The organism is Staphylococcus sp. TCBT05 (assembly GCF_055179755.1).
In genome coordinates this window covers 1-9,839 of record NZ_JBUQDQ010000008.1, presented here as the reverse complement: position 1 = coordinate 9,839, position 9,839 = coordinate 1, and the positions used below count along the sequence as shown (strand labels likewise).

Here is a 9,839-nt window from a genome sequence, read left to right as displayed (position 1 = left end):
CTAATAGGGCCAATACTATATATTTTTGTTTGCTTTTTCTTCTTATAAGATTGGTCCATAAAGGCTTGAAAAGAAATTGTTTCTTTTCGATTCAGCATGTTTTCCCTCCTAAAAAAAGAATATTGTTAACAAATTTGGTATCCAGTCCAATACAAAGCATATACAATCTAACACCATATGAGAGGTATTCTTAATGAGTTCCAATGTATCAACAGGTACATTTGTTATGAAACTTGCAAGTTCATCTGGTAACTTTCGTATTTCTCGTGCTGTACTGTCTAATGGCTCTGTCACATACCAACTAATCCACCTATATATAAAATCTGTTGTATCCGTTGCACTCATTGCATTTTGATTGAGCGCATCCCACCCGCACATAATTTCGTTTGTTGAACTTCCACACCATTCTGTAATTTCTTTCACATTTCGAAATTGCGGACTAGGTATGTTGTTCCATCCTCTCGTTAGATCATCCCTCAAATAATATTTAATTTGATTACCAATAATCTCATAAGAATTATTCATTGTTCCCCCTCCTTTTTCTCATTCCGTTCCTCCTACTATAAACAAAACTCAAAATCCCCTAAAAACATGTGCCAATCGAGGATTTCTTTTGATAGTACTATCATGATAAATTCTTTGGTTATAAGGTTGATATCCACTTTGGTAATTGCTTTGGTAAAGAATATTCATCACTGATTGTCTGATATACGTTGTCATCTGTTGTCTACCAAAAATAAAATAAGCCTTTTAAAAAAAGATTGGTTTTCATGTCCTACAAAAAAACTTGTATAAAAAAGGACCAAGATATCATTAGATGGTAAAATAATATAGAAAATTTTAAAAATATAAGGGGGCAACAAGATGGAAATTTTACTAGATGGAAAAAGAATATTTGAAGTAGACAACTCTAATTATGACTATGTGGTATTTCCTGCTGAAAAGATTCAAACATACATACAATTAAATGGATATCTTATTAAAAAAGGTGACTTACAATACCCTAAAAAATGGATTAACATGGAAGATGCATCAGACATGGATTGTTTGGTACTTGAAAGTTCTTTTAATCCAGATAAGTATGAATGCTTGTTTTTTGATGATTTAGGATTAAAAGAAGCAATCCAAAAAATTCTATCGCCTTATAATGTTCAAATTGGTAATGACATCAAAAAGTTATTATCAATAAATGAGCTATCATTAAAAGCGGCCCTAGAATTAAAAGAATTATTCACTTCAGAAAAATACGCCAATGACTATTCTAATCCTTTAGATTTCGCACGTTATGAAGGATATGAATTTGAGTGTAATGGTAAAATAGAAAAGTGGTTTATAGGGGAAGAAGAACTTCCTGGTACATCGATTACATATGATACTACTAGAAGATTTGTAAACATGTGTATTGTAGAAACATACTACAAAGAAACAAAAAACCCTACTGAACACGTATTCAAAACACATACTGGTGAATGGTACCGATATTATTCTGGCGACGATAAAAATAACTTTTGGATTATGAAAGACATAGAAGGTGAAGAATTAGTTTCATTCCCATTCCATTCGTATACACTTCAAGAAACAACTCCTAGACAAATACCTGAAAAAGAAAAGGAAATTAAGATTGATTGGTCTAAATTTATCGAAAAAGAGGAAATATATGATTTTTATTACTCTGAAAAAGAGTTTACACTTCGAATATTGTATAACAAACCCTGGAATAATTTAGTATGCATTGATGGTAAATGGACGCGGTTCACTAAGAAAGTTTCAAAAGGTGATAAACCTTTTGAATCCTGGGACATCAACTGTGATGATGAAATATTTCTTGGTTCAGCAACATTTGGAGACATAAGAGAAGAAGAATTTACAGAACAACAAATGGATCAACTTTGCGCTGAAATCAGAGAGCGTTCATATGCTAAGGCTTCCAAATAATTTTTGACAAATGACTTTCTTTTTTATAACATAAAAAAGGAATTGAGTGGACTAGACTCAATTCCTAAGGTGAAGTCATTTGCCAACGAATACCTGGTGAAAGAATCCTTCTTTTATAGTTGGATTCTTTTACTTTGTTCGGAGCATGAAACGTAATATTGTATATGCCATTTTTCTTATCGAACATCCCCGTTTGAGCGCTAATTGCTGTAAGAGTTTATGTTGAAATGGTGTTAATTCAAATTCGATAAAATGCTGAAAGGCATGAGATTGCTGAACGGGTATATCTTCCATGTAAATGTAGTCTAATCCTTCTGTTATTAACTCCAATGCAATTTGATCTAAATTTTCATTATAAAGTGCTAATTCTTCCAATTTCTCATACAAATGTGGTTCTAGCGAAATCAACAGTTTTTTATTTTCCTTTCGAAATTTTTGTTTTTGCCCTTTCCAATATTGTTGCTCTTGCATAACTGCATGTAACATTTTAATTCCCCCTATTTATAATTTAAATTTGTATTTCTTCCTTAAAATCAAATCCCTACTTATTGTTTCTTACAGTATCAACAGCGGCTAAACAGGCGGCTATCCCTAGACGTTTTTCACTATATATTTTCTTGTTCACTGTTAGGTACCAGCACCCATTTTCTTTTATGCTCAATAGATCGTCATATTGCCTCCCTAATTTTTCTAAAATAAAAGTGGATTCCTCAACGGGATTAAAATATTCAACTGGCATTCTAATAAATGGTGTGCGATTCTTCCCCCAATATGTACCGCATGTTTCTAGCCCCAAAAACTCTTTCGCAATGACATAATCTAGCCTTTCTGTTGCAACAGATAAATCATGATACGGTATCCACCAATTAGAATCACTCATGGCCACAAACTCTTTTGCAATACTGTTGTATAGAATTTGACAAATACTAATACCCTCAAAATCATCTTGTGTAACAACAAAATCAGACTGTCTTAATTTGTGCCCGTTTTTATCTGTTGTACCAATTTCAAATTCTTCACTTTTCAATAATCGAACTGTCTTCATCACATTAAATTCCCCCTTTATTTCCTAAATGAACATGCTAAAATATTTTTGAAGGCATCTTATTTCTTGTGCCCTTCACCAATACGATCACTCATCACACTTTCCCTTTCTGTTGCTTTATGGCAATGGAAAAGGATTGTTTTGTAAAACGGCTTTTACTCTCTTGCATAGCATTTTGAAGCAATTTCAACTTTGTTTCTTTGCAAAGAACTCTCCATACAGATACACCGATTTTCATTTTTCATTTCTCCTTTTCTTTATTTATTCAATGCCTCTCAAAGCTCTACTTAGCTTTTATATGCCCTAAAATTACTCTGACATGATATATTAACTGCTCACGATCCATCTTCGTATAACCTTTTATCTTGTTGTGCCGACAAACGGATTTAAGGTCTCTTAATGTCCATTCTTCAACTGGTGGGATTTCAATAACAATAGGTTTTGTATTCATTCTTTTCCCCTCCAAAATAACGATTTTACACAATTCTTATATTTACTTAATTTGTTAAACTTATAGCAATTAACGCACCAATTAAAACCAAGCCAATAAATTGCATGGTGCTCTTTAATGATTGAATCAATGTTATCGCTCCTTTCTAAAGGGTTTGTTTTAAAATCCAAATAGAATACCAGAAAATAAATAAGTGAACAGCATCATAAAAATTGAGATTACAAAGAAACCATAAAACCAAGTCTGATCGGAAACATTTTCTTCAATACCAAAATAACGATTTAACTTTTTGTAATTTTCTGAAATGTATAGGTAAAATTTTTTGAGGAATTTAAATTTAAGGTGAGGTTGTGTTAAAATAAGCTCACCAGACGTAATTTTATTAAGGATTTGTTTCATAGCCATTCTTCCTTTCTTAAATTATGATTCTGTATTAGAGAAAGATGTTTTTTGAGCTGGCAGGCTAGGGAACATCTTTCTTTTAAAATATTAGTTTTTTCGTTCTCCAAACCAATTTATCATTGCTTCAGAAGTAATAATCCATTCTTTTCTCTTTCCATTCGGCTTAATAAAGCATTTGATTAATCCCTGTTGAATCATAACTTCTCTTTCTTGATCCGCTTTTTTAGAAATTCCCTCTTGTAACTTGTTCCTTAAAGTTGAATCTGGTATCTTCCAATAGAATGCGGCTTCACTAGGTGTCATGTAGTTATCAATTGCTTTCATAATTATTTTCCCTCCACAATACTTTTGTTATAATATTTGTAGAAGGATTAAGGGGAATTGACAGGCTCCCTAAAATAAATCCTAAATTCATTTCAAAGCCATTTATCACATTGATAATGGCTTATTTTATTATTTATCCTCCTTCTTTAAGTTTTTCTATAATTCAATTATAGGACTTATAAGTCCTATAATCAACTGCTTTTTGTTTTTTTATTTCGTATTTTTTCGACAAATTAAAAAAGCTATGTATATACATAGCTCCATACCCGTTATTTCACAACAATTTTTACTTTTGCCCCGTTTGGTAATTTCTCCACTTTATTCCCAATGTACGAACCAGCACCACGATTATCAGCTGGCTTTATATGACTAATATCAGCACCTTTGCCGCCTTCACGACACATAGCCATAGGGTATTCATCCCGATCATATCCTTTTTTTGTTGGAACATTTGCTAATGATTGTTTTCTTCTTTCTGCGGCTCCATCCCGATCAATTGTACAAATATCTGTTTTGCCACTTGCAATCGCATCTTTAATATGTGCCGCTGTTTCTGGATACTTATTCGATGGAAACTCTATCACTTTTGCAATATCTTGTGATCCACTTGTTTGTTTAGCATGATTTGAATTTGGAATTGCTGAACATCCTGTAAATAATAACCCTACTGTTAAAAAACTGGTTATAACCCCTTTGAATTTCATTGTACTCCCCCTTTTCCTTGGTGAATAATTAAGAATTTAAAATGCGAATAAACCCTATATTTTCAACATACTCAAAACCCCGTTGTTTCAAATCATATTCAATCTCATTCCTATTTTCTTTACCTTCAATTTCCGATATCAGTTCGAATTCGCACACCGGTACAATTCCTTCTTGCTCTTTGAACATGGCATTAAGTAATTCTAACTCTATTTTTGATAAATCACTTTTATTTAGTAATTTATCGGTAAGCTTTGATGTTAACAATTTATGAAATTCTAATTGTTCATTACTTACTCTAGGCATTCTTATATTCTCTTTCAGCATCCATGTTAAAGCATCTTCTATACCTTCAAATTTTTCAATCAGAAAATTAATTTCGCTCTCTGATAATTTTTTAGTATCTTCAATAGGAAATGTCGGTTTGGATACAGGCTTAAATATTTTATTGAAAAATTTCATTTCTACACCTCTTTCATGCTCTTAGTCTCATAAGATATATTGCCTCTTCAAATTCAATTTTGTCTTAAATAGAATTAAATAGCTCTGTCACAAAATAAGTGATTACCACCGATAAAGGTAATAAAAATACAGAAAGCACAACAAGTAATCCCGATTTTTCATTTTCTAAATAAAAATCTTTTATTGTCGTATAGGTAGCAAAAGTCAGCAAGATGTACACGAGAAAACTCAATAATATGATTTCACCCATAAATCTGTTCACTTCCTTTTAAAATCCTTCAATTTTAAAAATAACGCTTTACCTAAATTTCACTAAGAGCAAAATCGTAAAATACATCTGCAACATTCTCCACAAGATGATAAGAAACACACTTCTCCAATGCATTCATTAACATAGGCTTTTCATCTTTAAAATCAATTGTATAATCCATTAAAAAACTCCAATTCCATGATGGAATTACAATCAAACAACTATTTTTCATCTCATGTTCGCAAAAATAAACTGTTGGTGATCCACATTCTTTTAATGCTTCAAACTCGACACACTTTATCCTTAATCCCACATTCTTTATTACTTAATTTACAAATACCGTCTTATAACTTTTTTCTTTTCGTCCTCCATGTTTATCCCCACATTTCGGACAATAGGGACCATCATTTTTCTTTTTACAATCTCTTACGTCCCCTCTTGGCAACGGAAAAACAAATTGACACATTTCACAAGTGAATTTTTTCTTTGGTAAAGCATTTAGCAAAAAATTAATAACATGATCCACCACAAACAATATCCTCCTTTCGTTCTTACAACATAAAGTCTTCCATTGTCTTTCGAATCTCATCGGCTTCTACACCGATATATTGTAACGTTTGCCCTTGTGTCGCATGACCAAATAATTTCATTAAATAGTAGACGTCTTTCTTCCTCTGGTAATAGTGATATCCAAACGTTTTTCTCATGCTATGCGTTCCCCATTGTTCTGAATCAATACCGCAAGCCTCGGCCGCCTTATGCAAGAAAGTATGTGCCATTTGTCTTGTAATGGGTTTATCTCCTTGCCGACTTGGAAATAGCCAATCAGAATCAGCTCGATTACTTGTGTACTTCGCAATTTCTTGTTGTAAGACTGAATTGAAATACACTTCTACCGTTGTATCTGTTTTTTCCATTTTAATTTTCATGACATCTTTTCCACGAACATCTTTTACACGTAATCGCAAAATATCACTAATACGTAAACCTGTATTAATTCCAAAGTAAAATAAAAAGTAATTTCGATATGAGGAATTTTGTAATAACCAATCTTTCATCTCTTCAATTTTTTCTAATGAACGAATTGGCTCTTTTGCTCCAGGTTTTCGTCCTCCTTTCGCCATAAAACACTACCTCCTAATTCGATGCTTTAACCTATAATATGTAAAACTTAGTTTAACTATAACTATAATTAGTTAAACTGACAATCTTTTTCTTTTCATCTTATAGCGAAAAAAACCAATAATACCATAGAAAATCGTATGATATCACTGGTTCTCATGAGTTTAACATTTTGTATGTTTTGTAAAACTAATTTTCGATTTACAAATATTAAATATGCTCTAAAAGGTGTACCTTTTGAAACCGATGCATATATTTTCTTATTCAATTCTGAAATTAATTTTTGGAATACCCCTAACCTTTTGGATTACAGCATAACGTATTGTATATAAAATAAGTCCCAAAAACTTTACTTTTTGGGACGCTCCCTCATAAAACAAAGCTTTTGTTTCTTTATGAAAAAGAAAATATATGGTTAAATGTGTCTTTTTACAGACTACTATAAATAGATAAAAAATCAGCTTTGTAAAAGTTTATTATATTTTTATATCAAATAGAATATTCTGTTTATTGTTTATCAAATTTCTTCCTCCTCTTTTAGGTGACACATTACATTTTATGTAATATTCTTAATTTTGTAATTAATGGAAGTCTACCATTAAAATTCAATTAAGAAAAAACGTTACTCCTACTATATAAGTAATAGTATTAAATTTTTATTTTTAAACTTAGTGATTAAATTATTATACAAATTGCTTTCCAACAGCTGGCGTATATGATGTGACTTGGCATAGTGCTTAAACTTATAGTTAACACTTCATTTCAATTACATTTATATATATTGTTTTTGTATACCAAATAGAGGGAGAGAAAAAATGAAAAAGAAAGCATTGTCGTTACTTTTATTAACAAGTTTTATTTCATTAGGGCAAGTAATATCAGACACAAAAGTTTATGCAGAAGAAACAAAAGTTATCGAACTAGATAAGGCTGCTGTTGAAAAGGAATTTCAATCAATTTTACAAGGAAATGATCCAGATAATGAAATTGAGTTGAAACCAGGTGAATCCGCGCCACTTCCAGATTGGATAAAAGAAATTGAACAAAAAAACAATAGAAATCTATCACCAAGAGTTTCTAATGGTGCTATATCCTTGCCTAATCAATTTATTTCCATGTCTGAAAATTCATATTCAAATAAAGAAATTGGTTCTTGGAGTCCAGGTGAATGGCAATTATACAAAAAATATACCAACCCAGATACTTCTTTCACTGCGTATGTGTATAGAAAAAAATTTTACATGGATGTAGATACTGGTAAATATGGTTATACAGTTGTATTTAGAGGTTCAGAGGATAAGCTAGATGTAAAAGAAGACCTATTACAAGTAATTGGGAATATTGGAGGTATGCAAGCTGAAGATGCTGTAAAATTTGTACGAGATTTGATAAATAGCGATCGTAGTTTAATAAATCATATGTACTTTACTGGTCATTCACTTGGTGGGTACTTAGCACAATGGGTACACAGTGAGATGATTGATGGAGCTTTACCTTTGGGTGAATCATTTTCAATGACATTTAACGCTCCAGGTTTTAATCCTATCGCTAATCCTAATGATAGCGTATTTAAAGAAAAAGTAAGCAGTAAAGTTATTAGTGATAAGAAAGGGAAATATGATAGCCATATTCAAAATCATCGTATTAAACAAGATTTATTAAGTGCTTGGGGAGATAATTTAGGAAAAGTATATCATTATGATGTTAGGGCTAATGGAATTTTGAAGTATTATCATAGTTTAGATCGCTTTAAAGAATTAAATTTAACATAAAATATTTTGCTTCTGGTACAAATATATAATTTTAAAAAGCATCCATTCTAGGTGCTTTTTCTTTTCTATGAAATAATTACACAATAAACTAGATAAGGAATTAAACCATATAGTCATGATAACTATTTTCTATTAAGAACGATTATAAAAATCACATTTTTATGCAATAGGTGATATTCGTATGTCACACCTAGGATATCAAAGGCTGTTTTTTGATATTGATGCGATTTTCCATTTCTTTTCTAACAAGGTCGAGACTTCGGTCATACTTTTATCTTTCCCGAGATAAAAAACAGTATTTAGTATCAAAAACATTCGTTCTGCACTATATGTTGTGTTATAATTAAATAGGATTAACTAGAGATATCTTTACTCCCCTTTAGTTTAAACTACTAAAGGGCTATTTTCACGTTTAAAAATATATAGGAGGAATTGAATGGATCCTAGAGCCAATTCTATTTTTCAAATATTCGAAGAAAAATTACCTAAATATTATGATACGAACGTTGTAAGAACAGCTCAAGTACAAATGGCATTAGACATTGGAGAATTTTTAGAATCGAATAAGAAAATTATGATTATAGAAGCACCAGTAGGTACAGGGAAATCATTAGGTGCATTAGTTCCACTTTTAGTTGATAGAAAACATAATACATTTAACCAACGAACAATTATGTATGCGACTGCTACAATTAATTTACAAGGGCAATTAATGAAAAGTGAAGTTCCCTTATTAAATGATTTAGGATTAGTAAAAAGTCCGCTTGTAGCAAAAGGAAAATCACATTATTATTGTCATTTTAAGCTTAAAAAAATCATGAATAATCCAGAAAGATCATTATTTTCACGTGCAGAACAAGATGCACTCACTAACTTTTTCCAAATGAGTAACAGTGGACAGCGAAGTGATTTAGAAGAAGATTTTGGGCTTGATATAGAAGATACAAAATGGAAAGAATTAGAGTTATCTAATGGTTCAAATTGCAGGGAGTGTCAATACTCTCTCACTTGTCCAACTCTTCAACATAGAAGAAGATTTAAAGCAATTGAAAATGACCTTGTTATAACAAACCATGATCAATTAATAAATTCATTTTTAAGTGCAATGGATATAGATAGTATATACGAACCAGTACTAAAAACAGATATGGGCATTGTGGTAATTGATGAAGCTCATGATTTTTTAGAAACATTTATTGGTCAATTGGAACAATCTTTTACTCTTTCTCATCTAGGAAATATTGAGAAATATATAAAAAGAGATAAATATAAGTGGAAAAAGGCTACATCTGGCTTAAGAAATTGGTTAAAGCAAATTAAAAATAACAACAAAAAATCAAATACAGGCCGCTATAGACTAAATAACCAGGTATT

At 31.2% G+C, this 9,839-nt stretch carries 15 protein-coding genes; 3 read left to right on the top strand and 12 right to left on the bottom strand.

Going from position 1 to position 9,839, the window contains the following annotated elements; translation table 11 throughout:
- Positions 1-108: 108 nt before the first annotated feature.
- A complete protein-coding gene (locus ACY191_RS05850; protein WP_463269928.1) occupies positions 109-525 on the bottom strand; it encodes a hypothetical protein in 417 nt (138 codons plus the stop codon).
- A 339-nt stretch (positions 526-864) separates the two neighbouring features.
- Here ACY191_RS05850 and ACY191_RS05845 point away from each other — a divergent pair, with 339 nt between their 5' ends.
- On the top strand, positions 865-1,935 hold the full coding sequence (locus ACY191_RS05845; RefSeq protein WP_463269927.1) for a hypothetical protein: 1,071 nt from the start codon (positions 865-867) through the stop codon (positions 1,933-1,935).
- 129 nt (positions 1,936-2,064) lie between these two features.
- Here the strand turns inward: ACY191_RS05845 and ACY191_RS05840 are convergent, their stop codons facing one another.
- From ACY191_RS05840 to ACY191_RS05790, 11 genes are all read right to left on the bottom strand, one after another.
- Positions 2,065-2,421 (bottom strand): hypothetical protein, encoded by a 357-nt coding sequence (locus ACY191_RS05840; protein WP_429793888.1) that lies wholly within the window; start codon positions 2,419-2,421, stop codon positions 2,065-2,067.
- A 55-nt stretch (positions 2,422-2,476) separates the two neighbouring features.
- On the bottom strand, positions 2,477-2,980 hold the full coding sequence (locus ACY191_RS05835; protein ID WP_463269929.1) for a hypothetical protein: 504 nt from the start codon (positions 2,978-2,980) through the stop codon (positions 2,477-2,479).
- A gap of 94 nt (positions 2,981-3,074) precedes the next feature.
- Entirely contained in the window at positions 3,075-3,218 is a 144-nt protein-coding gene (locus ACY191_RS05830) for a hypothetical protein (protein WP_176338816.1), read from the bottom strand.
- 45 nt (positions 3,219-3,263) lie between these two features.
- Positions 3,264-3,431: a hypothetical protein gene (locus tag ACY191_RS05825; RefSeq protein WP_176338817.1), complete on the bottom strand. Its 168-nt coding sequence runs from the start codon at positions 3,429-3,431 to the stop codon at positions 3,264-3,266.
- A 159-nt stretch (positions 3,432-3,590) separates the two neighbouring features.
- Positions 3,591-3,830: a DUF3961 domain-containing protein gene (locus ACY191_RS05820; protein ID WP_463269926.1), complete on the bottom strand. Its 240-nt coding sequence runs from the start codon at positions 3,828-3,830 to the stop codon at positions 3,591-3,593.
- A gap of 90 nt (positions 3,831-3,920) precedes the next feature.
- Positions 3,921-4,157 carry a hypothetical protein gene (locus ACY191_RS05815; RefSeq protein WP_000643706.1) on the bottom strand — a complete coding sequence of 79 codons (237 nt, stop codon included), beginning with the start codon at positions 4,155-4,157 and terminating at the stop codon, positions 3,921-3,923.
- A gap of 269 nt (positions 4,158-4,426) precedes the next feature.
- Complete coding sequence (locus ACY191_RS05810) at positions 4,427-4,861, bottom strand: NucA/NucB deoxyribonuclease domain-containing protein (RefSeq protein ID WP_463269925.1); 435 nt, start codon at positions 4,859-4,861, stop codon at positions 4,427-4,429.
- A 28-nt stretch (positions 4,862-4,889) separates the two neighbouring features.
- The gene (locus ACY191_RS05805; protein WP_463269924.1) at positions 4,890-5,321 is read right to left on the bottom strand and encodes a hypothetical protein; all 432 of its coding nucleotides are present in this window, start codon (positions 5,319-5,321) and stop codon (positions 4,890-4,892) included.
- 302 nt (positions 5,322-5,623) lie between these two features.
- Positions 5,624-5,872 carry a hypothetical protein gene (locus ACY191_RS05800; RefSeq protein WP_086404309.1) on the bottom strand — a complete coding sequence of 83 codons (249 nt, stop codon included), beginning with the start codon at positions 5,870-5,872 and terminating at the stop codon, positions 5,624-5,626.
- A 24-nt stretch (positions 5,873-5,896) separates the two neighbouring features.
- On the bottom strand, positions 5,897-6,100 hold the full coding sequence (locus ACY191_RS05795; RefSeq protein WP_086404302.1) for a hypothetical protein: 204 nt from the start codon (positions 6,098-6,100) through the stop codon (positions 5,897-5,899).
- Between the two features lie 22 nt (positions 6,101-6,122).
- Positions 6,123-6,695, bottom strand: a complete 573-nt coding sequence (locus tag ACY191_RS05790; protein ID WP_463269923.1) for a tyrosine-type recombinase/integrase — start codon at positions 6,693-6,695, stop codon at positions 6,123-6,125.
- A gap of 813 nt (positions 6,696-7,508) precedes the next feature.
- On the opposite strand from ACY191_RS05790, the gene ACY191_RS05785 reads away from it, so the two are divergent.
- Both ACY191_RS05785 and ACY191_RS05780 read left to right on the top strand, forming a co-directional pair.
- Positions 7,509-8,465, top strand: a complete 957-nt coding sequence (locus ACY191_RS05785) for an alpha/beta hydrolase family protein (protein WP_463269922.1) — start codon at positions 7,509-7,511, stop codon at positions 8,463-8,465.
- A 436-nt stretch (positions 8,466-8,901) separates the two neighbouring features.
- The coding region (locus ACY191_RS05780) for an ATP-dependent DNA helicase (RefSeq protein ID WP_463269921.1) at positions 8,902-9,839 on the top strand (938 nt) is incomplete at its 3' end.

Coding starts and splice junctions, on each gene's coding strand:
- ACY191_RS05850 (WP_463269928.1), bottom strand. CDS start 525: ATGAATAATTCTTATGAGATTATTGGTAATCAAATTAAATATTATTTG.
- ACY191_RS05845 (WP_463269927.1), top strand. CDS start 865: ATGGAAATTTTACTAGATGGAAAAAGAATATTTGAAGTAGACAACTCT.
- ACY191_RS05840 (WP_429793888.1), bottom strand. CDS start 2,421: ATGTTACATGCAGTTATGCAAGAGCAACAATATTGGAAAGGGCAAAAA.
- ACY191_RS05835 (WP_463269929.1), bottom strand. CDS start 2,980: ATGAAGACAGTTCGATTATTGAAAAGTGAAGAATTTGAAATTGGTACA.
- ACY191_RS05830 (WP_176338816.1), bottom strand. CDS start 3,218: ATGAAAATCGGTGTATCTGTATGGAGAGTTCTTTGCAAAGAAACAAAG.
- ACY191_RS05825 (WP_176338817.1), bottom strand. CDS start 3,431: ATGAATACAAAACCTATTGTTATTGAAATCCCACCAGTTGAAGAATGG.
- ACY191_RS05820 (WP_463269926.1), bottom strand. CDS start 3,830: ATGAAACAAATCCTTAATAAAATTACGTCTGGTGAGCTTATTTTAACA.
- ACY191_RS05815 (WP_000643706.1), bottom strand. CDS start 4,157: ATGAAAGCAATTGATAACTACATGACACCTAGTGAAGCCGCATTCTAT.
- ACY191_RS05810 (WP_463269925.1), bottom strand. CDS start 4,861: ATGAAATTCAAAGGGGTTATAACCAGTTTTTTAACAGTAGGGTTATTA.
- ACY191_RS05805 (WP_463269924.1), bottom strand. CDS start 5,321: ATGAAATTTTTCAATAAAATATTTAAGCCTGTATCCAAACCGACATTT.
- ACY191_RS05790 (WP_463269923.1), bottom strand. CDS start 6,695: ATGGCGAAAGGAGGACGAAAACCTGGAGCAAAAGAGCCAATTCGTTCA.
- ACY191_RS05785 (WP_463269922.1), top strand. CDS start 7,509: ATGAAAAAGAAAGCATTGTCGTTACTTTTATTAACAAGTTTTATTTCA.